This window comes from Streptomyces sp. NPDC101227 (assembly GCF_044767545.1).
In the GTDB taxonomy this organism is placed as follows: Bacteria; Actinomycetota; Actinomycetes; order Streptomycetales; family Streptomycetaceae; genus Streptomyces.
Map to the genome: position 1 here is coordinate 359875 of NZ_JBIWOD010000002.1, position 26544 is coordinate 386418.

At 72.0% G+C, this 26544-nt stretch carries 22 protein-coding genes; 13 read left to right on the forward strand and 9 right to left on the reverse strand.

The genetic code is table 11. The features are described from left to right. The first annotated feature begins 14 nt into the window (after positions 1 to 14). Entirely contained in the window at positions 15 to 1133 is a 1119-nt protein-coding gene (locus tag ACIRPT_RS05430) for an XdhC family protein (RefSeq protein WP_403822558.1), read from the forward strand. A gap of 183 nt (positions 1134 to 1316) precedes the next feature. Continuing rightward, a complete protein-coding gene (locus ACIRPT_RS05435) occupies positions 1317 to 2939 on the forward strand; it encodes a CocE/NonD family hydrolase (RefSeq protein ID WP_403823373.1) in 1623 nt (540 codons plus the stop codon). A 22-nt stretch (positions 2940 to 2961) separates the two neighbouring features. Here the strand turns inward: ACIRPT_RS05435 and ACIRPT_RS05440 are convergent, their stop codons facing one another. Beyond that, complete coding sequence (locus ACIRPT_RS05440) at positions 2962 to 4545, reverse strand: hypothetical protein (protein WP_403822561.1); 1584 nt, start codon at positions 4543 to 4545, stop codon at positions 2962 to 2964. Positions 4546 to 4967: 422 nt separating this feature from the next. Here ACIRPT_RS05440 and ACIRPT_RS05445 point away from each other — a divergent pair, with 422 nt between their 5' ends. Next, positions 4968 to 7091 carry a glycoside hydrolase family 3 N-terminal domain-containing protein gene (locus ACIRPT_RS05445; protein WP_403823376.1) on the forward strand — a complete coding sequence of 708 codons (2124 nt, stop codon included), beginning with the start codon at positions 4968 to 4970 and terminating at the stop codon, positions 7089 to 7091. Here the strand turns inward: ACIRPT_RS05445 and ACIRPT_RS05450 are convergent. Further along, on the reverse strand, positions 7078 to 8022 hold the full coding sequence (locus tag ACIRPT_RS05450; RefSeq protein WP_403822563.1) for an AraC family transcriptional regulator: 945 nt from the start codon (positions 8020 to 8022) through the stop codon (positions 7078 to 7080). The two genes, ACIRPT_RS05445 and ACIRPT_RS05450, sit on opposite strands and share 14 nt — an antisense overlap. A 152-nt stretch (positions 8023 to 8174) precedes the next feature. Between ACIRPT_RS05450 and ACIRPT_RS05455 the strand changes: the two genes are divergently transcribed. Then, positions 8175 to 9095 carry an MBL fold metallo-hydrolase gene (locus tag ACIRPT_RS05455; protein WP_403823379.1) on the forward strand — a complete coding sequence of 307 codons (921 nt, stop codon included), beginning with the start codon at positions 8175 to 8177 and terminating at the stop codon, positions 9093 to 9095. Positions 9096 to 9149: 54 nt separating this feature from the next. On the opposite strand, the gene ACIRPT_RS05460 is transcribed toward ACIRPT_RS05455, so the two are convergent. Further along, positions 9150 to 9701, reverse strand: coding sequence for an NUDIX domain-containing protein (locus ACIRPT_RS05460; RefSeq protein ID WP_403822566.1), 552 nt, complete (start codon positions 9699 to 9701; stop codon positions 9150 to 9152). A 324-nt stretch (positions 9702 to 10025) separates the two neighbouring features. Here ACIRPT_RS05460 and ACIRPT_RS05465 point away from each other — a divergent pair, with 324 nt between their 5' ends. Next, positions 10026 to 10982: a hypothetical protein gene (locus ACIRPT_RS05465; protein WP_403822569.1), complete on the forward strand. Its 957-nt coding sequence runs from the start codon at positions 10026 to 10028 to the stop codon at positions 10980 to 10982. A gap of 37 nt (positions 10983 to 11019) precedes the next feature. Here ACIRPT_RS05465 and ACIRPT_RS05470 read toward each other — a convergent pair whose 3' ends face one another. After that, positions 11020 to 11511, reverse strand: coding sequence for a hypothetical protein (locus ACIRPT_RS05470; RefSeq protein ID WP_403822572.1), 492 nt, complete (start codon positions 11509 to 11511; stop codon positions 11020 to 11022). Positions 11512 to 11656: 145 nt separating this feature from the next. Here ACIRPT_RS05470 and ACIRPT_RS05475 point away from each other — a divergent pair, with 145 nt between their 5' ends. Together ACIRPT_RS05475 and ACIRPT_RS05480 are read left to right on the forward strand one after the other, a co-directional pair. Then, entirely contained in the window at positions 11657 to 13120 is a 1464-nt protein-coding gene (locus tag ACIRPT_RS05475; RefSeq protein ID WP_403822575.1) for a glycoside hydrolase family 5 protein, read from the forward strand. A gap of 107 nt (positions 13121 to 13227) precedes the next feature. Then, the gene (locus tag ACIRPT_RS05480; protein WP_403823382.1) at positions 13228 to 14130 is read left to right on the forward strand and encodes a hypothetical protein; all 903 of its coding nucleotides are present in this window, start codon (positions 13228 to 13230) and stop codon (positions 14128 to 14130) included. A gap of 73 nt (positions 14131 to 14203) precedes the next feature. Here the strand turns inward: ACIRPT_RS05480 and ACIRPT_RS05485 are convergent, their stop codons facing one another. After that, on the reverse strand, positions 14204 to 15190 hold the full coding sequence (locus tag ACIRPT_RS05485; RefSeq protein WP_403822577.1) for a PaaX family transcriptional regulator C-terminal domain-containing protein: 987 nt from the start codon (positions 15188 to 15190) through the stop codon (positions 14204 to 14206). Between the two features lie 90 nt (positions 15191 to 15280). Here ACIRPT_RS05485 and ACIRPT_RS05490 point away from each other — a divergent pair, with 90 nt between their 5' ends. Then, positions 15281 to 16450 (forward strand): LLM class flavin-dependent oxidoreductase, encoded by a 1170-nt coding sequence (locus ACIRPT_RS05490; RefSeq protein WP_403822580.1) that lies wholly within the window; start codon positions 15281 to 15283, stop codon positions 16448 to 16450. A gap of 15 nt (positions 16451 to 16465) precedes the next feature. Further along, positions 16466 to 17542: a zinc-binding dehydrogenase gene (locus ACIRPT_RS05495; protein WP_403822583.1), complete on the forward strand. Its 1077-nt coding sequence runs from the start codon at positions 16466 to 16468 to the stop codon at positions 17540 to 17542. Positions 17543 to 17707: 165 nt separating this feature from the next. Here ACIRPT_RS05495 and ACIRPT_RS05500 read toward each other — a convergent pair whose 3' ends face one another. Beyond that, positions 17708 to 18091, reverse strand: coding sequence for a tautomerase family protein (locus ACIRPT_RS05500; protein WP_403822586.1), 384 nt, complete (start codon positions 18089 to 18091; stop codon positions 17708 to 17710). A 103-nt stretch (positions 18092 to 18194) separates the two neighbouring features. Between ACIRPT_RS05500 and ACIRPT_RS05505 the strand changes: the two genes are divergently transcribed. The 3 genes from ACIRPT_RS05505 (at position 18195) to ACIRPT_RS05515 (ending at position 20062) form a co-directional block, all read left to right on the forward strand. After that, positions 18195 to 18683, forward strand: coding sequence for a MarR family transcriptional regulator (locus ACIRPT_RS05505; RefSeq protein ID WP_403822589.1), 489 nt, complete (start codon positions 18195 to 18197; stop codon positions 18681 to 18683). 226 nt (positions 18684 to 18909) lie between these two features. After that, positions 18910 to 19515: a GPP34 family phosphoprotein gene (locus tag ACIRPT_RS05510; protein ID WP_403822592.1), complete on the forward strand. Its 606-nt coding sequence runs from the start codon at positions 18910 to 18912 to the stop codon at positions 19513 to 19515. Positions 19516 to 19756: 241 nt separating this feature from the next. Beyond that, a complete protein-coding gene (locus ACIRPT_RS05515) occupies positions 19757 to 20062 on the forward strand; it encodes a hypothetical protein (RefSeq protein WP_403822595.1) in 306 nt (101 codons plus the stop codon). 1 nt (position 20063) lies between these two features. Here the strand turns inward: ACIRPT_RS05515 and ACIRPT_RS05520 are convergent, their stop codons facing one another. From ACIRPT_RS05520 to ACIRPT_RS05530, 3 genes are read right to left on the reverse strand one after another with little or no spacing between them, the layout of a single operon-like run. Next, on the reverse strand, positions 20064 to 21479 hold the full coding sequence (locus tag ACIRPT_RS05520) for an MFS transporter (RefSeq protein ID WP_403822598.1): 1416 nt from the start codon (positions 21477 to 21479) through the stop codon (positions 20064 to 20066). Beyond that, on the reverse strand, positions 21476 to 23491 hold the full coding sequence (locus ACIRPT_RS05525) for a PEP/pyruvate-binding domain-containing protein (protein WP_403822601.1): 2016 nt from the start codon (positions 23489 to 23491) through the stop codon (positions 21476 to 21478). The genes ACIRPT_RS05520 and ACIRPT_RS05525 overlap by 4 nt, the downstream gene beginning before the upstream one ends. Further along, complete coding sequence (locus ACIRPT_RS05530) at positions 23488 to 24900, reverse strand: acetyl-CoA carboxylase biotin carboxylase subunit family protein (protein ID WP_403822603.1); 1413 nt, start codon at positions 24898 to 24900, stop codon at positions 23488 to 23490. Before ACIRPT_RS05530 ends, ACIRPT_RS05525 begins: the two co-directional genes overlap by 4 nt. Before the next feature lie 407 nt (positions 24901 to 25307). On the opposite strand from ACIRPT_RS05530, the gene ACIRPT_RS05535 reads away from it, so the two are divergent. Further along, on the forward strand, positions 25308 to 26327 hold the full coding sequence (locus tag ACIRPT_RS05535; RefSeq protein WP_403822606.1) for a helix-turn-helix transcriptional regulator: 1020 nt from the start codon (positions 25308 to 25310) through the stop codon (positions 26325 to 26327). Positions 26328 to 26544: the final 217 nt, after the last annotated feature.

Sequence of the window (26544 nt, forward strand, 5' to 3'; positions counted from 1 at the left end):
CAAGGGAGACCGAGATGCTGGACATCGCTGACGAGCTGAACCGATGGGCCGAGCAGGGCCGCGAGTTCGCCGTCGCCACCGTGGTGTCAGTCGGCGGCAGCGCGCCCCGGCGGCCGGGTGCCGCGCTGGCCGTCGACGTGACGGGCGCGGCGATCGGGTCGATCTCCGGAGGGTGTGTGGAGGGCGCGGTGTACGACCTGTGCCAACAGGCGCTCGAGGACGGCGAGGCCGTGCGCGAACGCTTCGGCTACAGCGACGAGGACGCCTTCGCGGTGGGCCTGACCTGCGGCGGCGTCATCGATGTCCTCGTCACCCCGGTCCGCGGCCCGGTCGTGCCCGCCGCTCTGGCGGCCGCCGCGAGCGGCCGGCCGGCGGCCCTGGCCAGAATCGCCGACGGCCCCGCCGAACTGCTGGGCCGCGCCCTGCTCGTCCGCCCGGACCGTTCGTACGACGGGACCCTCGGCGGTCACCCCGATCTGGACCGCACCGCAGCGGACGAGGCGGCCGCGCTGCTGGAGGCGGGCCGCACGGGCACCGTCGTCATCGGCGAGGAGGGCAGCCGCTGCGGCCGTCCGCTGACGCTGCTCGTCGAGACGAGCGTCCCACCGCCGCGCATGATCGTCTTCGGCGCGATGGACTTCGCGGCGGCGCTGGTGCGGGTGGGGAAGTTCCTGGGCTACCGCGTGACGGTCTGCGACGCCCGGCCCGTCTTCGCCACGAAGACCCGCTTCCCGGAGACGGACGAGATCGTCGTCGAGTGGCCCCACCGCTATCTGGAGGCGACGGAGGTGGACTCCCGTACGGCGCTGTGCGTACTGACCCACGACCCCAAGTTCGATGTACCGCTCCTCCAACTGGCCCTGAAGCTCCCGGTCGCCTACGTCGGCGCGATGGGCTCCCGCCGCACCCACGAGGACCGCAACCAGCGGCTGCGCGACGCCGGCGTCACCGAAAACGAACTGGCCCGGCTGCGCAGCCCGATCGGCCTCGACCTCGGTGCCCGTACGCCGGAGGAGACGGCCCTGTCGATCGCCGCGGAGATCGTCGCCGACCGCCGCGGCGGCAGCGGAGCCGCCCTCTCGGGCGCGCACACCCCCATCCACCGGCCCGTGCGATCGCTCGCGGGGCCGTGAGCGACAACGCGTTACCCGTGAGTAATTTTGGCTGATCATGGTCTCACCAGGACCGATGGCGCGCCCATACGCTCCGAACCACCGCACCGCACGGGTGCCGCAGTGGCACCGCGGTCAGATCCTGATGGAGCATCGATGGCGCGATCCCGCCGCACCGCCGGCCGACAGCACGGCCGGCGCAGAATGACAACGTCCTTACTTGTCACGGCACTTGCCCTCAGTGGCGCCCTCGCCACGGGGCCCGCGTCAGCGGCCCCCCGCTCCGGTCCCGCCGCCACCGCCGCGTCCCCTGGGCTTTCGTTTCGCAGGGCCGACATACCGATGAAGGACGGCACCGTCCTCAAGGCCGATGTGTTCACCCCCGCTCCCGGCACCCCCGGCGCCGACCGCAAGGGCCGCTACCCCCTGGTCGTGCAGCCCGCCAGCTGGGGACAGAACGACCTGGAGTACATCGCCCAGGGCAGGCAGCTGGCCGCCGACGGCTATATCGCCGTCACCTACACCGTGCGCGGCTTCTGGGGCTCCGGCGGTGAGGTGGACGTCGCCGGGCCCAAGGACGTGGGGGATGTGTCCGCGGTCATCGACTGGGCCCTCGCCCACACACCCGCCGACCGGCAGCGCATCGGCATGGTGGGGCTCTCCCTGGGCGGCGGCCTCACCCTGATGGGCGCCGCCTTCGACCCGCGGATCAAGGCGGTCGCCTCGCTGAGTGGCTGGGGCGACCTGACCGACTCGCTCTACAGCGGGCGGACCCGGCACCTCCAGGCCGCCGCCCTGCTGGACGCCGTCGAGACGCCCACCGGCCGCAAGAGCCCGGAGCTCTCCCGGATGCTGGCGGACCTCTTCGCCGACCGAGATCTGTCCAAGGTCGTGGCCTGGGCACACACCAGGTCCCCGGCCACGTACGTGGACCGGATCAACGCCCACGGCACGGCCGTCTTCCTGGCCAACGCCTGGGGCGACAGCATCTTCAACCCCAGCCAGATGACGGCCTTCTACCAGCGGCTGACCGTTCCCAAGCGGCTGGAACTGCGCCCCGGAGACCACGCCACACAGGAGCTGACGAGCCTGCTGGGGCTGGACAACGCCACCTGGGCGAGCGCGCGCACATGGCTCGGCCACCACCTCAAGGGCACCGGCGGCAGCGACGACCCACGCAAGCCGGTGGAACTGGAGGTCCGGCCGAACGGGACGCACGAGAGCTACCCGGACTGGCGCACCGTCAGTTCCCGGACCGTACACCTGCGGCTGGGCGGACCTGACCTCGCCGGCACCGGAGCGCTCGGCGGCACGGCCGGGACCGGTTGGCGCAAACCGATCGCCGGTGGCACGGATTCGGGCGCGGACGGCGGCGTCGCCGAACTGTCCGGCGCCCTCGACCAGGCCGTCGGCCTGCCGCCGACCGTCTTCCTTCCGCTGCTGCCCCGCAGGTCCGCCGCCGTGTGGCAGTCGGCGCCCGCCGCGGCGGCGCAACACCTGCGCGGCGCCGCGCGGTTGCACACGCAGGTCACCGCGTCCGCACCGCAGGGCACGGCGTTCGCCTACCTCTACGACGTGAACGCCCTGGGCGTGGGGAAGCTGATCTCGCACGGCCCGCAGAGCTGGTCCGGCAAGAAGCCGGGGCGCGCCTTCCCGCTGGACGTCCCGCTCTTCACCACCGCGTACGACCTGCCCGCAGGCCACCGGATGGCGCTGGTCGTGGACACCAAGGACCCGCTGTACGGAGGCCGCACCCCGCGGGGGAGCGAGGTGTCGTTCGGCTCGACCCCGGCCGATCCGGCCGAGCTGGCGTTGCCCCTGCGCTGACCGAACCGGTGCGATTCGCCCGTCACTTCACCCGTTCGTACACCGTCACCCGGCGTCCCCCGGTGTCGGCGGAGGCGATGAGGGTGAAGTGACGGGCGAGGACGGTGCGTTTGACCAGGTCGCGGCGGCTGGATGACGCGGAGGAACCGCTGGTGCCGCTGCCGGCGCCGTCGGTGACGAGGACGATGCGTTTGTGGGCCAGCATGGCGGCCCGTATGCGTGCGGGCGCGGCCTCGATGCCGTACAGGGTTCCGGAGGCGAACGGGCTCTGGACCAGCGCGACATCGTCGAGGCCGCGGAACGCGGAGGGCGTGACGAGTGCGGCGTCACGCCGCTGGTCGGGGACGAAGACGATCCCGTCCCCCGGGCGGGCGAGCGCCGTGACCTCGGTGGCCGCCGCCCGCACGTCATCCGTCCGGCTCGTCGGGGACCGCAGGCCGAGTTCCAGGGGCAGCAGCGCCACGAACGCGACCGCCACCACGCCGGCGAGCAGGAACTCGCCGCGCACCCGCCGCCGGCGACGGCCCGAGGCGCGGCCGTGCGACTCCGCCGTCCGCACCGCCCAGGCGACGGCGGGGCCGACCAGCAGCGACAGCCCGATGTAGGAGAAGAGCACATAGCGGTCGGCGTAGAGCGGCTGAACGAGCCAGGAAGCCAGCAGCAGCCCGAGTTGCGGCACGGCGAGCAGCGACAGACCCACCTGGACCTGGGACAGCCCCGTACCCTCGCGGCGCGGTATTCGGGCACATGCCAGGGATACCACCAGCATCACGGTCACCCCCAGCAGGCTGGAGGCCGAGGCGGGCCGGATCCACGCCACCTGACCCGCCTGCGGCCGGCTGGCGAGAATGAGTGGCAGCGTCCCCGATGCGACCACTAGGGCGCTCACCAACCACCGCGCCGACAAGGGGCGTTGACCGGTCCGGTGTGCGATCACGACGGTCACGCCGTGCGCCGCCAGCGCGAAGAGCGAGAGCCAGTTGAGCAGTGCGGCGCCGAGCATGGCCGCCGTATAGCCGCCCCAGCGCCACCCCCACGCGAGCCGCCGCACCCGGCCGTCGCGCGCATTCGTGGGCTCCGGCGGGCACACCGCGCCCACCAGGAGCCGGGTCGCCACCGCCACCAACGCCGCCACCAGCGTGAAGGAGCGGCCCTCCTGGGCGTAGCGCTGCATCGCCGGCAGCAGGGCCAGCACCAGTCCCGCCGAGAGGCCGCCCATGGGTCCGGCGAGCCGGCGGCCGATTGCCGCGGTGGCGGCCGCGGCGATGACCATGCCCACGACCGACGGGAGCCGCATCGCCGTCACGCTCGGTCCGAAGACCTCGAATATGGCGTGTATCAGCAGGTAGTAGAGCCCGTGGACGACATCCACATGCTCGAGCAGGTGCCCTATCTCGGGTAGCGAGCGCTCGGCCGTCGTCCATGTCGCGGCCTCGTCCCGCCATATGGCGCCCTGGCGGAGCAGTCCCCACAGGCTCAGCGCGAGTGCCAGCAACGCGGGCACTGCGGTAACCACCCAGCCCGGCCACCGGTGTGCTCCCGCGGGGGGCTGGATGGCCCGCCGTCCCATAGCGGCGGTGGCTCCGGAGTCGAGATCAACAGGCATGTTCGAGACTATATACGGGACGTATAAACCGAATGTATAGACGGTGCGTTGGTCAGTCATCGGCCATCGTCGGAGTTGCTACACGCCATGAAGCGACCCAGGGTCGCCCCCCTCGTTCGACGTTCAACCTATTGACGCCATGACGGGGAGATGGCTTAACTGCCGTACGCCATCAGCGGGTTGATACGCCACGCCGACGCACGTCGGCGCTGTGCGCACGCAGTGAGGAGTCGCCGGTGTCCGGTTCCGGATCCATCAGCCGTCGTCACATCTTCAAGGCATCCGCGGGAGCCGCGGTCCTCGTGGGTACGGGCGCCTCCGTGTCGCTCCCGGCGCCCGCCGCGGCCGCGGCGCCCCCGTCCGCAGCGCGGCCGCCCCGCGATCCCGGGACCGAACGCCGGGTACGGGCCCTGCTGGACAGGATGACCGTCGAGGAGAAGTTCGGGCAGCTCCAGCAGCTGACATGGCACGCGGACACCGGACCCGGCGACGGCCAGAACAAGCAGTGCGCCGAACTCGCCGCGAAAGGGCTGCTGGGCTCGGTGCTCAACCTCACCGGCGCCAAGAAGTGCAACGACCTCCAGCGCGCGGCCGTGGAGAAGTCGCGGCTGGGCATCCCGCTGATCTTCGGCCAGGACGTCATCCACGGCTACCTCACCACCTTCCCGATACCCCTCGCCCAGGGCAGCAGCTTCGATCCGGACGTGGTCGCCGCCGACGCCGAGACCAGCGCGCGGGAGGCCGCCTCCCAGGGCATTCACTGGACGTTCGCGCCCATGGCGGACGTCAGCCGGGAGCCGCGCTGGGGCCGGGTGGCCGAAGGCAGCGGCGAGGACCCGTATCTGACGGCCGAGCTGACCGCCGCCAAGGTGCGCGGCTATCAGGGCGCGGACTACGGCGCCAAGGACCGGCTCGCCGCCTGCGCCAAGCACTTCGTCGGCTACGGCTTCGCCGAGGGCGGCCGCGACTACAACACCGCCGACGTCTCCGAGCGCCGGCTGCGCGATGTCTGTCTGCCGCCCTTCAAGGCCGCCGTCGACGCCGGCGTCGCCACCGTCATGGCGTCCTTCAACACCGTCAACGGCGTGCCCGCACACGCCAACCGGCACACCCTGACCGACATCCTGCACGAGGAGTTCGGCTTCGACGGCTTCGTCGTCGGCGACTACACCGGCGTCCAGGAACTCATCGCCCACGGCATCGCGGCCGACGGCGCCGACGCCGCCCGCCTCGCCCTGGGCGCCGGCGTCGACATGGAGATGGTCTCCACCACCTATGCGGAGCACGGCAAGAAGCTGCTGGCCGCCGGAAAGATCAGTCGCGAACGGCTGGACGACGCCGTCGCCCGGGTGCTGCGGGTCAAGTTCCGCGCCGGGCTCTTCGACCGCCCCTACGCCGACGAGGCCGCGGAGATCACCGAGCCGAGCGCCGCGGCCCGCGCGGCGGCACGGACCGCGGCCGCGCGCTCCATGGTCCTGCTGCGCAACGAGAACAAGACGCTGCCGCTGTCCCCGAAGACCGGCTCCCTCGCCGTCATCGGCCCGCTCGGCGACGACACCAAGGAACTGCACGGTACGTGGGCGAGCATCGGCGCCGCCCTCTTCCCCGCAGTGTCGGTACTGGACGGCATCAAGCGGGCCGCCCCCTCCGCCACGGTGCGGTTCGCCCGCGGATGCGCGGTGGAGGGCGACGACACCGGCTCCTTCGACGAGGCGGTCGCCGCGGCCCGCGCTGCCGACGCGGCGGTCGTCGTCGTGGGCGAGAAGGCCGCCCAGAGCGGCGAGGCCGCCGCACGCAGCGACATCACCCTGCCCGGCGTCCAGGCCCAGCTGGTGGCGGAGGTCGCCGCCACCGGCAAGCCGGTGGTCGTCGTGGTCCTCTCCGGCCGCCCCCTGGCACTCACCGACATCGCCGACCGTGCCGACGCGATCCTCCAGGCCTGGCACCCCGGCATCGAGGGCGGCCATGCCGTCGCCGACCTCCTCTTCGGCAAGGTCAACCCCGGCGGCAAACTGCCCGCCACCTTCCCCCGCTCGGTCGGCCAGCTCCCGCTCCACTACGGGCACGAGAACACCGGCCGCCCCTTCGACCCGGAGAACAAGTACACCTCGAAGTACCTGGACATCCCGCACACCCCGCTCTATCCCTTCGGGCACGGCCTCAGCTACACCACGTTCACGTTCTCCGGCCTGAAGCTGACGGCGGAGGTCCTGCCGGCGAACGGCGTCGCCCACACAGGCGCGACGGTCCGGGCCACCGTGCGGGTCGAGAACACCGGCACCAGAGCGGGCGACGAGGTCGTCCAGCTCTACCTCCGCGACAAGGTCGCCGGCGTCGTCCAGCCGGTACGCCGGCTCGTCGGCTTCTCCCGAGTCCATCTGAAGCCGGGGGAGCGGCGGACGGTCGGCTTCACCCTCGGCCGGCCGGAACTGGGCTTCCACACCAACGATCCCCGCGGCGAATTCCTGGTGGAGCCGGGGGAGTTCGAGATCTACGCCGGCAACAGCTCGGCCGCCACCCTCATGACGGGGTTCACCCTGACCTGACGGGGTCCGGTGCCGCGCCCTTGGCCTCCGCGCGATACCGCCCCGGTGTCGTGCCGAACTCCCGGCTGAAGGCGTGCGAGAGGGCATACGGCGTGCCGTAGCCGACGCGGCGGGCGATGGCGGCCAGCGGGTCGGGGGTGTCGCGCAGGAGGGCGGCCGCGACCGTGAGCCGCCACCAGGTGAGGTAGGCCATCGGAGGGCGGCCTACCAGGGAGGTGAACCGGCGGGCCAGCGTGGGGCGGGAGACGCCCGCCTCGGCGGCCAGCCGGTCGTTCGTCCACGGGGCGGACGGGTCCGAGTGCAGCGCCCGCAGGGCGGCGGCCGCCACCGGGTCGCCCAGTACGGCCGGCCAGGCTCCGGTCGTACTCTCGGCCATCCAGGAACGGATCATGTAGACGAGGAGAAGGTCGAGCAGGCCCGGCACCGCGATGCAGGAACCGGGCCGGGGTGCGTCCAGCTCCCGGCCCAACAGGTCGAGGGCGAGCCGGAGTTCGGGATGACCGCCGACCCTGTTCGGCAGATGGATGACCTCCGGCAGCTCCGCCATCAGCGGGTGTGCACGGCTGGTGTCGAGCCGGTACTTGCCGCACAGCAGCTCCACCGCGTCGGAAGCGGGCCGGGAGGGCCGGCGCGGCTGCCTCCCGTCGTGCCAGCGGTCGAACGGCACCGCCCGTTCCACGGCCCACGCATCGGCGCCGGAGTCGGCGATGACATGCCCGGTGCCGTGCGGCAGCAGCACCGCGTCGCCCGCGCCGAGCGATACCGCGGCACCGCCGTCGGGCAGCAGCCGGCAGCCGCCCTCCAGTACGACATGGAACCCCGCGCCGTCATACGGGTCGAGCCGCGTGCACCAACTGCCGCTCACCCACACCCGGTTGGAGGAGGGCGTACCCCTGCGTACGGCCGAGATCGCGTCACTCACCACATCCATCGCCTCAGCGTATCCAGGACCTCAGACATGAGAGGAACGCGTATCTGTATGAGCCGGAGCAGTATTGAGAGGCTCACCCCGCCACTTCTAGAGTCGAAGCCATGAACAGCGAGAACGCGCAGACCGGCATGCGGACCAACGTGCAGACCGGCATGCAGAGCAAGGCGCAGACGGACACGCAGACCATCGTGCTGGGCGACGTCGAGGTCATCCGGGTCATCGAGTGGCAGGGGCCGTTCGCGCCCGCCCGCGACATCGTTCCGGGGTCCGGCGCGGAGGTGTGGCAGGACAACGCGAGCTGGCTGGCACCGGACCACTGGGAGCCGGACAGCGACCGGTTCATGTGCACGCTGCAGACCTGGGTGCTGCGCAGCGGCGGACGGACGGTCCTGATCGACACGGGGGTGGGCAACGGGCGCGAGCGGCCCGGTTCGCCCTTCCACCACTGGCGGGGCGACTTCCTCGGCGCGCTGGCGCGGGCCGGCGTCCGCCCGCAGGACGTCGACGTCGTGGTCAACACCCACATCCACGGCGACCACGTCGGCTGGAACACCACCGGCACCGAAGACGGCTGGCAGCCGACGTTCCCCAACGCCCAGTACCTCATGCCGGCCGCCGACGACTTCCACTTCGGCCCCGACAACGCCTACGGGAGGGGCGTACGGGAAACCGACCGGCTCATCTACGAGGACAGCGTCGCGCCCATCCACCGGGCCGGACAGGTGACGCTTTGGGAGGGCGCCCACCGCATCGACGAACACCTCACCCTGGAGTCCGCGCCCGGCCACACGCCCGGATCGTCCGTGCTGCGGCTCGCGTCCGGGAGTGACCGGGCGGTCTTCGTCGGGGATCTGCTGCACAGCCCGGTGCAGATCCTCGACCCGTCCTGCAACAGCTGCTTCTGCCTGGACCCGGCGCAGGCGGCCGCCAGCCGCCGACGGGTCCTTGAACGGGCCGCCGAGAAGAAGGAATTGGTCGTCCCGGCGCACTTCGGCGGCGCGGGCGCCCTCGAGGTCCGCCGGGAGGGCGAGCGCTTCGGCCTCGGGCCGTGGGCGGCCTACGACGCCCGGTAGGAACACCGCCGCCCTCCCGCCCCGCCCCGCGCCGGGGCGGGGAGCGGGCTGCGATCACTCGCCGGCGCCGTCTTCCAGGGCGCCGTCGGGGCCCGTACGGTCCGCTTGGCGGAGGAACGTCCACAGGACGTTCTCGCCCCCTCCGATGAACGGCAGGCGCTCCTGGGCGACGCGGATCTCCTCCTCCGTCATCCAGCCCCACCAGGCGATCTCGCGCGGATTCGGGGCGATCGACGGGATCTGGGCCGGATCCAGCCGCACGTCGTGCACGGCCATCCAGTACGGGCCGTGCTCCTCCTGGTAGATCCGCTTGAACACCATCCGGGGCGGCTCGGCCAGCCGGACGCCGATCTCCTCCTCGAACTCCCGGGCGGCTGCCTGCTCGTAGCTCTCACCGACATCGACGCCACCGCCGATCACGGTGTCGTAGCGGCCCGGGTACCGCCGCATGCCGTCACCGCGGCGGTGCACCAGGACCCGGCCCGCGTCATCACGGCAGACCACCACCGCTATGCGGTGCAGCAGCCATCCCCGGACCGCCGCATCCCGTTCCACCACGCCGACCACGCGGTCCCGCTCGTCCACCTGCTCCACCAGTTCGCTCATGGCCCTACCCTGCCAGGCGCGCAAAGCCAGTTGACCGAGGCCCGGTCGTGGACGGGGGCGGTGGGGCGGAACCCCTGGGCGGGTCGGCGAACCCGGTGCCAAGATGAAACACGTGCTGCCGGGACCGGGCTTCGGCGTCGCGCCGGCCGGGGCACCGCACGGCGTCGATGGCCGGCGGGATCACGGGGGAGCGGGGGAGCGGGCATGAAGGGGAAGCCGTACTTCTCAGGGGAAGGCAAGCCGTCTCCGCGCGGTGCGCAACGGATGGCCACGGGGCGCCTTCTGCTCACCGGCGGGTGGGCACTGCGAGCTGCGGGGACGGCCGTGGGCTTGGCAGGCGCCCTGCTCTTCAAGGGCGGACTCAACAGCGACCATGTACCGTCCGGCTTCACCCAGCCCCACTGGTGGCTGGGTGAGCTGGGCGGAATGGCGGCACTCCTCACCGGCGGATGGGTCTTTGGAGCCGGTCGCCGCCTCGTGGTGCGCGGCAAGCAGCACACCGCCGAGACCATCGACGCCTTCCACGGACTGGCCGGCACCCGCTACGTCCTCTACCTGCGCCCCTTCTCGAACGACTCGGGCATGGCCGCTCTGCCCGACGACGTCACGGGCGGCGGCGCCACCGCCGAGAACCTCTTCTTCATCTCCGGGCTGACCCACGAAGAGGCCCTGGTCCGCCGCTTCCGGCCGTTCGGCCGCGTGATCGCGATCGGCAGGCCCGACGAGCCCCTCCCGCTGCCCGGTGCGGCACGCGCGTATCTGCCCCTCGACGACTGGCGGGACACCGTGAGCGGGCTCCTCTCGCGTGCGCAAGTGGTGCTGCTGTCGGCGGGCCCAGGACCGGGGACGGTGTGGGAGTTCATCGAGGCCGTACGACTGCTGCCGCCCGAGCGGCTGGTGCTGCCGGCCTACTGCGATCCTGTGGTCTACGACCGTTTCCGCGAGGCCGTCGCCGAGGAGTACGCCCGCCGGTCACGCACCGAGCCGGGGACACCGGGCACGGGACTCTGGCCGCCACTGCCCGCCCTGCCGGACTTCCCGTCCCCCGTTCGCCCCCGGCGGCCACGCTGGGAAGTGCTGCTGAACGGCGGCCGGAAGCGGCTGCGCTGGGACTTCGCCCTCAAGGGCCTCGTCACCTTCGCTCCGGACTGGCGGGCGACCTTCATCCGATTCGATCCGACGACACTGCGGTTGCCGAGCCCGTTGACGCTGCGCCGCCTGGTCAGGCGCCAACTCCAGCCCGTCATGGACCGGTTGGCCGCACTGCCGACGCGGAATTGACCCGTCCGCGGCGCCCGGCCGAGGTCGCCGACAAGCGCTACGCCGGGCCTCGTACCGCGCCCGCCGGCCACACCACATGAACGGGAACGCCCGCGGCCCGGGCGGCGAGGACGGTGTCCGCCGTACCCCCGCCCCGGCCGGAGGGCGGTGTTCCGTCCCATACGGCGATCAGCGCGTCGGCGCGTCTGATCAGCTCCGCGTTCGCGGCCTCGTACGCCCGCCGGCTCGCCCGCTGAAAGGGCAGCACCACGACCTCCGAGGCGGCCGACGCCAGACGGTCGAACAGCGCCTCGTGATCGGGTTCGACGTGCGCGGCGCGGTAGTCCAGGGAGGGCAGCACCACGACCAGCGTGCCCCCGGCCTCGAGCACGATCTCGGCGAAGAGGGCATCGGCACCGGGAGCGATGCATGACACCCCGACCAACTCCTCGCCCGCATACCCGGCCAGCAGCTCGCGCAGCGCTCCACCCGCCAGCTTGCGTGCCGTTGGCGCCAGGTCCATATGACCGGTCACCGCGAGGGTTGGCACCCGGCCCACCTCCTCTGCAGCGACGGGAACGTTCCTCACCCTATCCAGGCCGTATCGCCACCGGTCCTCCCGAGTCTCTTGTGAGTTCATCGCCGCGCTGCTTGGCTCTCCGCCGGATCATCACCGACGACGGGGGAGAGCTGACATGGGCAAGTCCGGGACGGTTTTCCGCGGTGCGCTCGCCGTGCTCTGCGCGGCCGTGCTGACGTTGACGCCGGGCGCCGCTCCCGCCTCCGCCGAAGCCGTCCGCAGCGGCCAGGCATCGGGGTCGGGAGCGGGGGCGGCGCCGGCGTCGGGCATCCCGCGATTGACGGATGACGCGGGCCGGGAGCTGACCCTGCACGGCTGGAACGTAGAGGACAAGGAACACCGTGGGGACGCCGCCCTGTCCGCCATCACGGAACGCCACTTCCGCGATCTTCGCTCCCACGGCTTCAACTTCGCCCGCCTGCTGGTCTTCTGGGACGATCTCGAACCGCGCCGGGGCCACTACAGCACGCGTTACCTCGGCAAGATCGAGCGGATCCTGGACTGGGCGAACAAGTACGACGTCGAGGTGGTCATCGACGCCCACCAGGACGTCTTCGGCCCGGCGTTCGGGCACCGGGGCATACCCGGCTGGGCGACCCGGACCGACGGGCTGCCCTTCACCCCGCACCCCGGCGACTGGTTCGGCGAATACTTCGAACCCGCCGTCCAGCGTGCCTTCACCCACCTCTATACGGATCCGGACCTCCAGCGCGCACAGGGGCACATGTGGCGCCTGCTGGCCGACCGCTTCGGAGACCACCCCGCCGTGTTCGGATACGACCTGATCAACGAGCCGATGGGCGAGCTGCGCAGCGGCGAGGACCTGCCCACCGCGGCCCGCCGCATCGAGGCAGAGCAGATCACCCCGATGTACAACCGCATCGCGCGCGAGGTGCGCGCCGTGGACCGCGACAGCCGGCTGTTCATCGAGCCGACCCCGATCGTGGGCGAGGGCGTACCGACCGGCCTCGGCACGGTGCGGGACCGCCACGTCGTGTACGCGCCGCACTTCTACAACTCCGCCATGGAGGCGGGTGCCGACTACGACCCGAAGGCCGGATGGATCGCGTCCTACGAGCGGGCCGTCACCGATTATCCGCGGCGCCGGCAGATCCCCGTGGTGATCGGCGAGTGGGGTCCGCTCAACAACGAGCTGCCGAACATGGGCCGCTTCTACCGTGACGCGCTCGCGTCCCTCGCCCGCTACGGCTCGGGCTGGGCCGGCTATGTGTGGTGCTACGGCGGCGGATACTGCGCGGCCGACAAGGACGGCAGGCTCCGCACCAACAAGGACCGGACGGCCGGCCCGTACGCGGCAGCGGTCGCGGGACGGGCGCGTGCGCAGACCCTCGACCCCGCGAGCGGCCGCTACCGCCTCGTCTACGACGCGCGCCGGGGCGGACGGACCGAGATCTCGCTGCCGTCCGACCCGCGGTACCGCCGTGTGGTGGTGCACGGCGGGGCATGGAGCGATACCCGCACCGTGCCGCCGGGCAGGCCGGCCGTGGTCACCGTGCTGTCGCCATGGCGCAGCCGGGTCACGGTCACCGTGACCCCGGAGGTGGAGGCCAGGTCCTGAAAACCGAGCGCCCGTCATGGCGGGCGGCGGCTTATTCATCATGGAATGTCAGGGCAATGCCTTACAGTGAGTGAAAATATCGTGAAGAAAAGAACACTGGGGTGGGAATGCGCAAGGCCATCGCGCGGCGCGTGGGAGTTTCGCTGGCGACCGTGACGGTTCTGGTCGGCGTGACCAGCTGCCGGGACGGTTCGGACAAGGCCGCCGGCGCCGAGCCGAAGTCGGGCACGCTCGCGGCGACGCAGGCGCTGACGGCGGCGTACAAGAAGACCGCGGCGGCGAAGTCCGCGAAGGTCACCATGACGATGTCGGTGCCGGCGACGATGGCGGACGGCGGCGAGACCAAGATGTCCGGCGTCATGGGCTGGGACCCGTTCGTCATGGACGTGACCATGAGCGAGAAGCAGGCGGGGGAGCCGGCGGGCGGCGCCGAGAAGACGCACATGATCTGGGTCGACAACGCCGTCTACATGGACATGGGCGAGCGGCCCGTGGAGTTCGACGGCAAGAAGTGGGGCAAGTTCGACCTGGGGGCCGCGGCCGAGCAGTCCGGTGATGCCGCGCTCATGAAGCAGATGACCGCGGGCCTGGAGGACATGAAGCAGGACCCGGCCCAGCAGCTGGCGATGCTGCTCAACTCGCCGGACGTCAAGCACCTGGGCACCGGCGAGGTCGACGGCCGGCGCGCCGAGCACTACAAGGGCTCTCTGACGGCGGAGGAAGGGCTCAAGTCCAACAACAGCGTCAAGGCCCTCAAGCCCGAGGAACGCAAGGCGCTGCTCGCCAACATCAAGAAGGCCGGCATCAAGGGCTACGACTACGACGTCTGGGTCAACGGCGCCGACTACCCGGTGAAGATGGACGTGGACATCAAGACGCCGCAGGGAACGGTCCACACCACCGCGGCCTACTCCGACTACGGAACCAAGGCATCGGTGCAGGCTCCGCCGGCCAATGACACCGTCGACCTGCTCAAGACCCTCAAGGAACTCACCACCCAGCGGCAGTAGGCCCGTTCTTCCGCACCGCCGCGGGAATGCGCCGCCACCCGCGGCGACCTGGTCGACCGCCGGCGGGGGCGCGTCAGCGGGGATCGCGCGACAGCTCGGCCCAGCAGCGGTCAGCCGCTTCGTGGCAGGTCTCCCAGGTGTGCCGGAACAGCGTGGTGGCCTCCCCTCCGGGCCAGTCCGGGGGGAGGAGCCACGCGGGCAGCCGCGGGTCGCCCTCGAACGTCAGCCGCCAGGCGTGCACCAACCGGGTGCGCAGCACGAACGCCTCGGCGTCGCCGCCGGGTTGGGCACCCGCGAAGCGGCTCAGGAAGTCCTCGTGCAACCGCCGCACCGCCGCCAGGTCCCATGCCCGCGCGACCAGCGCCCGCTCGCGCGCCGGGTCGTCGGCGACCGTGGACACCAGCCAGGTGGCGTCCTCGGCGAGCCCCAGTTCGGTGAGCATCGCCCGCAGCGCACCGACGCCCCCGGGGTCGGCGGCGATCCATACGCCATGGCCGAGCGGGCCGAAGCCCTCGAAGGCCAGTTGCTCCTCCACGATCGCTCGCTCGGGACCGGCCGGGGCCTGGAGCAGGAGTTGCTGCCACTGCCCGTTCCAGGGCGTCTCCCGCATGGCGCGGGTGAGCCGCTCCGTCCAGCCGGTGAGCAGGCGGACCAGGCGCGGGGTGAGGACGAGCCGGGTGTAGCGACCGGTGGGCTCGGTCGTCAGCCAGCCTTCGTTGGTGAGCCGGGTGATCGCGCGCCGGGCGGCGGTCCCCTCCACCCCGCAGGCGCGCAGCGCGGCGACCACCGCCGTCGACCACACGCGGTCCTGGCCCGGCCAGCGCACATACTCGCCGAGCACGGTGAGCAGCAGGGCGCGGGCGCTGGGACTGCCGTCGCTGCGCCGGCGCGTGCGGGGCCGGGCGGGCCCGAGACCGGGGGCCGGGGTGTCGATCGTGGTCCTCCCTCGCCGTGGGGCCTTCGTACGACCCGATGCCCCCGATCCTAGGCAGTGCGGCACGCCAGATGACCTGCGGTGGGGCATGCGGTGCGACCTGCGATGCGGCGAGCGGGGCGGCATGCGGTGCGAACCCTAATGAGACATAAATATTGAACTCTCGATTTTTGTGTCTCACTATGGGCGGGCCGCTACCCCAGCACGTCGAAAGGCATGCGAGTGCAGACAACGCGCCCCCTCCGGCCCAGCCGATTCGGAGCGTTCATCGCCCCCTGGCACGACATCAACGGCAACCCGTCCCTCCAGATCCGCCGCGATCTGGATCTCGTCGCGCATCTCGACGGCCTCGGCTTCGACGAGGCCTGGATCGGCGAGCACCACTCCGCCGGCTACGAGACGATCGCGTCCCCGGAGGTCTTCATCGCCGCCGCGGCCGAGCGCACCCGCCGCATCCGGCTCGGCACGGGCGTCAACTCGTTGCCGTACCACCATCCGCTGCTCCTCGCCGACCGCATCGTCCAGCTCGACCACCAGACGATGGGCCGGGTGATGCTCGGTGCCGGACCCGGCCAACTCCCCTCCGACGCCTTCATGATGGGCATCGACCCGATGCGCCAGCGCGACATGATGGCCGAGGCGCTGGAGGCCGTCGTGGCGCTGCTGCGCGGCGAGACCGTCACCAGAAAGGCCGACTGGTTCCGGCTCGACCACGCCCGTCTGCAGCTGGCCCCGTACCAGCGCGGGGGGATCGAGGTCGCCGTCGCCTCCACCGTCTCCCCTTCGGGCTCGGTGCAGGCCGGCCGCCATGGTCTGTCGCTGCTCTCCCTCGCCGCCGGCGACCCGGGCGGCTTCGCCGCGCTGGACGCCAACTGGCGTATCTACGACCAGACTTGCACCGAGCACGGTCACCCGGCCGACCGCGACAGCTGGCGTCTGGTCGTCCCCCTGCACCTGGCCGAGACCGCCGAGCAGGCGCGTCGTGAGGCCGAGTACGGAGCGCTCCATCTGGTGCGCTACAGCGAGGGGCTGTCCGGGATGACCCTGCCGTGGGGCACCGACGCGGCGACGGCCGTCGAGCGGTGGACCACCGAGGGCTTCCCCACCTTCGGTGTGGCCACGATCGGCACCCCGGACGACGCCATCGCCCGCATCGAAGCCATGGCCGAGCGGTCGGGCGGCTTCGGCACGCTGCTCCTCATGGACCTGCCCGCCGCCGCCCCCGAGGCCAAGCGGCGCAGCTACGAGCTGTTCGCCGAGTACGTCATCCCGCACTTCACCGGCGCCAACCGGCAACGCGCCGCGTCCCTGGGCTGGGCCCACGCCAACAGCGAAACGTTCATGGGGGCGATGCACGCCGCCGTGGCCGCCGCCTGCGAGAAATAACCAAGGAGCGCACTCATGCGAGCAGCAGTCCTGCGCAACGGCGCCTTCACCCTCGACGAGGTCCCCGACCCCGCACCAGGCCCCGGCCAGGTCCTGGTACGGACGGTGGCCTGTGGCATCTGCGGATCGGACCTCTCCGCCTACCGGCACACCGAGGACTTCCTCCAGGCGTCGATCGATTCCGGCACGCCCACCTTCCTCTTCGACCGCGCCGCCGACCTGGTGATGGGGCACGAGCTGTGCGCGCGCGTCGTCCGGCCGGGCCCCGGAGTGGAAGGCTTCACCGAAGGCCAGGTCGTGGTGGGCCTGCCGTGGGCCGTCGACTCCGGTGGAACGGTGCGCACCATCGGCTACTCCAACGAATTCCCCGGCGGCTTCGGCGAGTTGATGGTCATGCAGGCCGCCGCCCTGATCGCGGTGCCCGAGCACCTTCCGCCGCCGGTCGCCGCGCTCACCGAGCCGCTGGCCGTCGGCTTCGGCAACATCGCGCGCTCCGGGGCCGAGAAGGGCTCCGGAGCGGTCGTCATCGGTGCCGGTCCCATCGGCCTCGGAGCGGTCGCGGGGCTCGTCGAACGGGGCGCCGCCCCCGTCGTCGTCTCCGAGCCGTCGCCGCGCCGCCGTGCACTCGCCCGCCGCTTCGGCGCGCACCTCGTGGTCGACCCGGCCGAACGTGACCCCTTCGACGCCTGGCGCGCGGCCGCCGAGCGCGGGCAGCGGCTGACCGTGGTCGAGTGCTCCGGTAAGCCGGGCATGTTCAACCAGGTCATCCACCGCGCCCCACACGGCTGCACGGTGCTGCTGCTGGGCGCCTGTATGACCGAGGACACCTTCCGGCCGGTCGTCGGCATCTACAAGGACCTCACCGTCAAGATGTGTCTGACCTACCCGCCCGAGCAGTACGCCGCGACGCTGGACCGCATCGCCGACGGACGGGTGGACGCCGCCGCGCTGATCACCGGGGAAGTCGGCTTCGAGGGCGTGGCCGACGCGATCGCCACGCTGGCCGCCCCCGATGATCATGTGAAGGTGCTGGTCCGGCCCGAGCTGAAGGGCCCTGGTGTGCGGCCGCCCCGGAGCGTCCCCCGGGACTGAACTTCCGCTCCCACCGCCATGGTTGCCCCGCCGCGACCGGTGGCGGGGGTCACCGGGCTGCCGGGTTGCCGTTCGCTTCCTGACCCGTGGCGCGTTGCGCCGGTTGGGTTTTCCGACGTGGGTTCCGCGCAGGCCGGAGCGGGTGCCCCGGCCTGCGCAGGCCCGTCAGGCCACCGTGCCGGCGACTCCGGTGCGGCCGTCGGGGACGCCGGCGATCGTCACGATGACCTGCTTGCGGACGGCCTCGCCGAGCACGTCGGCCAGTGCGTCGGTGATCGCGGCGACCAGGCGGGCCGGCGCATCCGGGACCTCGGGTTGGTGATACGCGGCCTCGCGCATGCTGAGGGTGACGAGCGGTGCATCGTTGTCCGTCGGGTTGCCGCCGATGCCCCGGCGGTGCTGCGGGATGCCGATCAGATCCACCGCGACGAGGCGGCGGAACCCCTCGCCGTAGACGACGCCGACCGCGTCGGCCAGGGCGCCGATCAACTTCGGTTCCACCGTCCCGTCGAGGGCTTCTTCGCGGATGTGCACGCTGATGTGAGGCATGGTGACGACTCCGTTCACGCCGGTACGTAGGCTGGAGGGAAGCTCGCTTTGTCAGCAAAGCAAAATACCTTTGAAGGCAAAGGTAAATGGAGGGGAGTGTGTGATGTCAAGGCCCAGCGCGCGCGACGCCGCAGCGGGCGGCGGGAGCGGGGTCGATGATGCCGTCAGGGCCCTGCTGCTGCTCATGCCCCGGATGGTGGGCCGGGTCAAGAAGATCCCGGTGCCCGAGGCGCTCCAGTCCTTCGCGCTGGCGCCGCGCCACCTCTCGCTGCTCTCCTACCTGCTCTTCGACGGGCCGATGACCGTGAACGAGCTGGCGGCCCGACTGCAGGTCGCGCCGACGACGGTGAGCCTGCTGGTCGGCGACCTGAGCCGGAAGGGGATCCTGGAACGGCGCGAGGACGAGGCGGACCGACGCCGGCGGATCGTCGGCATTGCGGCCGACCAACAACCCGCGATCGCCGCCTGGCTCGCCCCGGGTGCGGCCGCCTGGCGCAAGGCGTTGGCCCCCCTGACACCGGATCAGCGGCAGCTGTTCGTCGACACGCTGCTCGCGTACGAAGCCGCGGTCGGCGGCGAGGGGCAAGGCTGAGCCGATCCCTCAGGCACCGCCATCCGGTGATCGTTTCCGGTCGGAACGCCGGGTGACCTGGAGTGGTCATGGATCGCTTTCGGTTACCGGGAGAGGAGGCCGATGCGGGATGCAGCCGCCGCCCGTGCTTCGTAAGCTCGTATATGTAGATGAGGCGCCAGGGCCGGCCTGGCCGCCGAGCCTCGCATCGCTCTCGGTGCCCGATGCCTGTGACGTGGAGCCCTTGATGACCACACCGCGGGACCTGATGATCGTCGCCATGGACACGGCCTCCGGCTCTCCTGTCGAGCGGGGCGACCTCTCGCTCGCGCTGGCGGGGGCCGAGGCGATCGACCTCCTCGGTGCGCAGGCCATCAGCCTGGACGGCGATCACATCGTGCCGGGCTACCGGCCGGCGATTGCCGATCGTCTGCTGGGCCAGGCCGCGGAGTCGCTCGTCAGGGAAGCGCCGTACGAGACGGTCGACGACTGGCTGTGGCGCAGGGGCCAGGGCCTTTCCACGGCCTATCTGGCCGCCTTCGAGGCGGAAGGGCAGCTCACCCGGGAACGGCACCGCGGAATGCCGTTCCGGGCCGGTCAGATGGTGCTGGCCGATTCGCCCGCCCGTCGCCAGGCCGCCGACCGCTGGACATCGAACGAGCCCGTGCTCGCGGCCCTTGCGACGGCTGTTGGCATCGGTGGCCGGCCGGGCGGGGAGACCCCGGGCGTCGACGACGACGGGGTGGAGACGGTATTGGCCGCCGTCCATGACGCGCTGATGGAGCTGGAGGCGGTACGGCAACGCCGGGCCATCGAAGAGGCGGCCTTCGACAACATTTGGCGGGGCGACTGAGGTGAACCCCGCTGTATCGCCGCCTCGCACCGCAACGTACCGTGTCGGTCGTCCCGTTGGCGTATCGTGACCGCTCGCGTCGCCCGGAGCGGTGCCGACCCGGCCGGTTCGCTGTGGTGGACATCTCAGAGACCGGATCGGGGGCGAACTCCGAGCGGTCTCCGTGGTAGACACGAGGGGCCATCACCTGGCACGCCGAGACGACAACGGGGGAATCGCGACCGACATGAGTTCTGCAAACATGACGACGAGTAATACGCCCATCTATGAGGCTCTTGTCGCCGAGCGAGGCGACGCGCTTGCCAAACTCCAGGAAGCCGCGGCGCGACTGTTGACTCCCCACGCGCCGGAGTGGAGCCGCTCGTACGCGGACGGTGCAGCCGCTCAGCACCACCAGATGATGGCCGACCATGCCGCTCCCGCCGCGACGGGCGGTGCCGAGAGCCACCTGGATCACCGGGTTGTGGCGCAGCCCTCTCCTGCCGCGGGAGACGCCGGCGTGCCGGCGCCCCGGATGTCGTCGCATGCGACGTCCGCGTTCGGCTGAGTCACCGGACGGAATGAGCCACTCGACCCGTCGGGTCAGTTGACTCGTCGGTCACCTGGCTCGATGTGCCACAACGCGGTGAGCCGGCGGCACCGCTGCCGCGGTTCTCGGGGCGGATCCGCTGGATGGGACGCGGCGCCGAGGCGCGACGGTGGCGGCGCACGAACAGCTGAAGGGCCGCCATCAGCACACCCGTAGCCAGTGCGCTGTGCCAGAGCAGCGTATCCAGGCGGCCCGCCGCGAGATAGCCGCCCGCGGCGACGGCGGCCAGGGCGCAGACCGCACGGTCGACGATGCTCTCGACGGAGAGCAGCGTGGCACGGGGCGCGCCCGCCGGAATGGCGTCGTTCACCAGCTTGCGCTGGAGCGGATAGACGAAGCCGCAGACGGCGGCGAACAGACACAGCACAACGATGACCGTCCACGGGCCGCCGAGGGCGAGACCCGCCAGCGCCCCGGCCATCGCGAGGCTGAGCAGGGTCACCCATGACGCCGGCCGCAGCCGTGCGGTGAGCCACTGCGGGCGGGCCGAGGCCACCGCCTCCGCGACCGTCATGGCGGCCAGTACCGCACCGTGCGAGCCCTCGCCGACGCCGTGGTGCAGCAGCACCGGCTGGAAGAGGTTGACCTGGCAGATGCGGGAGAGGGTGAAGACCGCCACTCCCTGCACCATGACCAGCGCGAGCCACGGGGTGACGCGCACCGTGCGCAGCGCCGCCGCGGCGCCGTGCAGGACCGTGGGACGGCGGCGCGGCCCGGCCGCGTCCGGGGACGGGGCGGCCTGGCCCGGCAGGACCAGCGCACAGAACAGGGACCCCGCGGCGCTCACGGCGCTCAGCGCGTACGGTGCGCCGTGCGCGAGGTCCATGAGCGGGCCGACCAGCGGCCAGCACAGCACCTTCGCGCCCAGGCCCCACGCCCTCGCCTGCCCCTCGGCCTTGAGGTAGTGCTCGTCCGCGCCCTGGGCGCGCAGGCCGTCGTAGAGGTAGGCGCTGGCGGCGCCGGAGGCCAGCGAGCGACCGGCGGCGATCGCCAGGAAGTGCGCCAGGAAGCCGGTGTACGTGGGAGCGAGGAGGGGAGCGAGGTTCGCCGCGGTCATCACGACGGCGCCGGCGCGCAGGCAGTTGCGGGCACCGATGCGGTCGGCGATCAGCCCGGTCGGTATCTCGAACAGGCAGAACGCGATGTAGTAGATGCTCTGGATGCCGAAGATCTGTCCGTCGGAGAGGCCCGCCTGCCGCTGGTAGGCGTAGAACACCGGCATCCACCACAGCAGGTTGAACAGCAGCTGGAAGCCGTTGTTCAGGCGGATGATGCGGGGGGCGCGGGGGGCGAGAGGGGCGACGGGCTTCACGGGCAGCGTGTCCGGGGCGCCGGTCCGGCGGCCGCGCGACGGGCCGGTGCGGAGGCGGGTCACCGTGCGAAGGGGCGGATCTGGACCAGGTGGAAGGCGCCCTGATCGGTCATCAGCCATTCGATGTCGAGGGGATCGTCCACGTCGGCTTCGCTGAAGTGGGACTGCAGCAGCCTGCCGGTCAGGGCCAGCTGCCCCAGCCGCTCCCGGGTGGCGGCGGGCAGGTCCCGGCCGGAGGAGCCGAGCGCAACCGTGCGGCCGCCGCCCTCGACGGTGTTGTAGAGGTACTGCAGCGGCAGCGCGGTGCCGTCGACGACGGTCTCGGGGGAGCCGGGGGAGCAGTTGAGGCAGACGTTGCGGAAGTCCGCGCGCCGGGTCGGGTTGCAGGTCACCAGGACGCCGCCGAGGTCAGCGGGCAGATACCGCTGGATGATCACGCCCATGTAGGTGTCGTCGGGGGAGATGCCCGCCTGGTGGCGCAGCCGGACGCTGCGCGGCGAGAACAGGGAGGCCCACACCCGGCGCACGGCGGCCAGGAGTTCGTCCGCTCCGCGCACCGAGGTGACCGAGTCGTAGACCCCGGCCGCGGAGAAGCCCGGCAGATCCTCGGCGTTGGAGGAGGAGCGCACCACCAGCCGGCTCCCGGCGGCCGGACCCGTGGGCAGTGCCTGGATGATCGGGCGGGTCACGGCGTCGGGCAAGGGGGCCTGCCCGATGAGGCGCTGGAGTTCCCGGCACAGGGGATCCACCGCCTCGACGGTGTCGAGGGCCAGGGCGGTCTTCAGCCGGCCGATGGCCTGTTGGATGGCCGGGGACGAGGTGAGAAAGCGGTGCTGGAGGGCGAAGGGCAGGGCGACCCCGTCGGGCGCGGTGACCGTGCCGACCGCGAAGGCGGCGGCCGCGGAGCGGAGTCCGGCCACGGGCGCCGGGTCGTTCGCGCCGAGCCGGGCAGCGAGATGGCCGAGGAGGTGGGCACGGGGCGGCCGCGGCCGCTGGTAGTACGCGGTCAGGTCGGCGGTACGGCTGCCGAGGACGTGATGGAGCTCGCCGAGGTTGGCCGCCTTGGTCCCGTAACGGTTGTCGTCGGTGCGGCGCAGCCGGTGCAGCGGCAGCGCGGGCACGTCCGTCAGCAGCGGGGTGCGCAGCCGGATCCGCTCCCGGTGCCGGTCCGGTGCCGTGGGGGCCGGGGCCTGGGCGAGGCGTACGAGGGTGATGTGGTGGTCCGTCACCTCGTAGCGGACCCATGCGCCGTCCAGGTTTTCCGCCTCGACGAGCCGCGCCAGGTCGCGGACGGTCGCGTTGGGGATGCCCCAGCCGGAGGCGAGGACGTTGGTGTGCGACAGCGGGGTGGTGGGCGCGGTGCTGATGAAACCGGCCACCCGGGGCACGTCGTCGGGCAGCGCGGGCATGGCCACGATGTCGGACCGGCCGAGGCTGCCGGATTCGGCGGCGTACTCCTCGAAGGTACGGAAGCAGCGGAGCCGGCCGGTGGTCTCGCCGGGGTTGAGCGGGGTGCGGGTGCGGTTGCCGAAGAGCTCATGGCTGAGGATCCGGGGGACCCGGATGTCGCTGATCGTGGCGAGTTCGCTCTCCTGCCCGTGGTTCGCGGGCTTCAGCAGCAGCGCGAGGCGGCCGTCGAGGCGGTGCCGGACGAACGTGTAGAACTCCTCCAGCAGCGGGCCGGGCATGGTGTCCGCCTCGGTCGTCTCCAGCACGAGGAACGGGCGCTCCCGGCCGGCGGCGTCCTCGTCGGTGTGCAGGGACAGCACGCCCAGCAGGAAGCGGCGCCGGGGGTCCATGTAGACGGAGGCGTTGAAGGCGTCCAGGACGGAGTCCAGCGCGGCCAGTTCCATGCCGAGGACGCGGGTGGCGATGTAGTCGACGTGGAAGGGGTGGACGGCGGTGTCGAGGAGGTGCCAGGTGCCCTCGGCCCGGTCCACCACGACCTTGAGGTAGGGGTGACCGGCCAAGGTGCCGGAGAGGGTGTGGAAGAGCGGCAGGGACAGGTGCTCGCCGATGGCCGTGCGGTCGGTGCCGGGGCGCGGCGCGTCGGCGGGCAGGACGGCGGTGGTCATGAGCGCGCTCCCGTGGTCATCGCTGTGGTCGTGGTCGTGGCGGTGGTTGCGGTCGCCGTCGCCGCCGGGAGGACCCGCGGCAGGGCGTCCACCAGGGTGCGGAAGTCGTGCAGGACGGTCTCCGGGGTGGCGGCGGACAGCAGGCACAGGGCGGCCATGGTGTTGGCGCCCGCCGCCGGGTCGTACACCGGCACCAACGTGCCGTCCGGGAGCGAATTCTCGGCCACCACGGACAGCCGGCTGTCGGCGTCGAGGGCCACCGCGTCCCGTACGGCAGGGAAGTCCCACCGCCGCCGGTCCGGCCAGGCGTCACCCGCGCCGTCCACGGCCAGGACGACGAGCGAGCCGGCCGCGCCGCGCGCCTCCTGGGAGGTGAGGGACTGTTCCGGCCAGGCGACCGGCCGCTCCAGCAGGTGGTCGACGAGCATGCCGATCAGGTCCAGCCCGAAGACCTCCTCGATCTGCGGGACGGTCATCGCGCCGCCGAAGCGGGCGGCGGTTTCGATCAGCCACATCCGGCCGTCCGCGCCGAGCTTGATCTCCGTGTGCGTACCGCAGTTCTCCAGGCCCAGCGCGTCGACCGCCTCGCGCGCCAGGGCCACCACGCGCCGCTGGGCGTCGTCCGGGAGCGCGGCCGGGGTGATTCCGGCGCGCTCGGTGAACGGCTCCACCGTCGGCATCCGGCCGGTGAGACAGACCGGGCGGAACTCCCCGTCCACGACGACGCCTTCGACGCTGACGTAGTCGCCCCAGCCCTCCTGGCCGAACCAGCCGTCGGCGGTGCCCGGCACGATCTCCTCGACGAGGAAGTCGGCGCCGGCGCCCGCCACATGCAGCTCGGCGTAGCCCAGCCCGGCGGATTCGGCCATCACCTCCTGCGCCCGCTCCCAGGCCGCCGGCACCTCGTCGGCGGAGCGGATGATCCGGTGCGCGGTGGAGCCCGCGCTCCAGGCGGCCTTCAGCAGCAGCGGCAGACGCAGCGCGCCGGCCGCCTCCCGCAGCTCCCGCTCGTCGGCGACGGGACGGAACCGGGGCTGGGAGATGCCCCGTTGTTCCCAGGTGCGGCGCATCAGCCGCTTGTCGCGGGCCAGCGCGCAGGAGGCGCCGGCACCGGCGAGGCCGAGCTTCTCGCAGGCTTCCGCGACCGCGACGACCGCGTACTCGGAGAACGTGACGACCGCGTCGGCGCCCACGGTCCGGGCCCGGGAGACGATCAGGGACACCAGGTCGCCGCGCTCCGGGCCGGTGGCCGTGAGCACGGAGGCGCATTGCCGTCCGGCCGACGCGGCGACGGTGGGCGGCAGCGTGCTGAGCGCCAGCAGGTGCACTGCCGACCGTGCGGCGACCCGTGACAGGGCATACCCCAAGGGCGGGCCGCCCTGGGCGTACACAAACAGCACCGAGCTCACTGGAATCCGTCTCCTTCGCAGGTGGGTGGGGCCGTCGGGACGGCCGGTGACGCCCGTACCGGCACGGCCGGACGCCCTGCCTCCAGCGAACCAGCCGGGGGGCCTCCGGTTGGCCGCGAGGAGCGCCAACCGCTCAGGCAAATGCCAGAGTTGCGGACTTCGTGGATCAAGAGTGAAGGTTGTGTGATGCCGTATGGGAGTCGGGCGCCCGCGATGATGTGTTCCCACCCTGTTCGGGCACCGTTCACGCAACGTTCAGGCTCGCCCGGGCCCCGCCCGGACCCCGTCCAGATCGGCCGAGAACCGGGCATACGCCGTCGCACGGGGGGATACGCATGCCGAGGGCGCACCCCGCGCCCCACGCAGCCCCGCGCTGCTCCCCGCGCAGTTCCCACAGAGAGGCAGTCGTGGACGAAACCGGTCTGACGTCGCTGCTCCCACACCTCCCGGTGTCCTGGTTCGCCGACCTGGCCCCCGCCGCGGCCTTCATACGGGACGCCGACGGACGCTATCTCTGGGCGAACCACGCCTACGCCCACCTGTACGGCACCACTCGCGCACGGGTCATCGGCAGGTACGTGCACGACATCGACGCCCCCGCCGACGCCGAGCAGGTCCTCGCGCTCGACCAGGAGGTGCTCGAACGCGGCAAACCGGTGCGCCACACCCTCACCTACCACCGCGCGGACGGCACCAGCGGGCACGCGGCCGGCCATCGCTTCCCCGTACGCGAAGGCACCCGGATGTGCGTGGCCGGGATCTACATCGACATCAGCGACTACACCCGAGCGCTGCAGCAACGCCGGGAGGCCGAGGAGAGCCTGTGCGCGCTGCGCGACCACAGCGGTCTGCCGTGCGCGCAGATCTCCGCGGGCGGCCGGATCCTGCAGGCGAGCGCCGCGGCCGCCGAACTGCTGGGGACCCGGCTGTCGGACCTCGTCGGCCGCCGGGCGGACACCTTACTGGCGCCCGCGCCGGAGCTCTTGGCGCTCCGGCGCGGCTGGCACGCGCTGATAGGCCGCCGCAGCCGGCGGATCCAGACGTCCGCGGTCCTCGTCGACGCCCGCGGCCGGCAGCGCCGCGCCCGGCTGCACCTCACCACGGTGGGCCGCAGCGCGGAGCGCGCCACCAGCGTCTGGGCGCTGGTCACCCACCAGAGCCTCGCCCATGAGGTCTATCCGCCCTTGACGGCCGCTCAGGTCCGCATCCTGGCCCTGCTGGCGGCCGGCCGCAGCAACGCCGAGATCGCGGCCTCGCTCCACCTTTCACGGCAGACCGTCGACTACCACCTCAGCCGCCTGCGGGACCTGCTGGACGCCCCGACCCGCTGCGCCCTGGTCGCGCGCGCCTACGTCCTGGGCATCCTCGCCCCCCAGACCTGGCCACCGCGCTCGGCGACGGCCGGCCATCCCCACAGCGCCACCTGAGGGACGCGGAACCGGGATGAACGCGGCTCGCCGATATCTCGTGGTGCCCAGAGCTCGGGAGCAACACCTTTTCCCCCGCCGTTACCGGCGAATATCACGCGCGATCGGTCCGCGCGGTTGCTCCTCTCGTGTGTACGTCACTCGTTCACCCGTCCTGAGGTACGACGGGTCCCCGTTGGAATCCCGCAATTCCGCGTACGGCGCCAGAATATCGGCG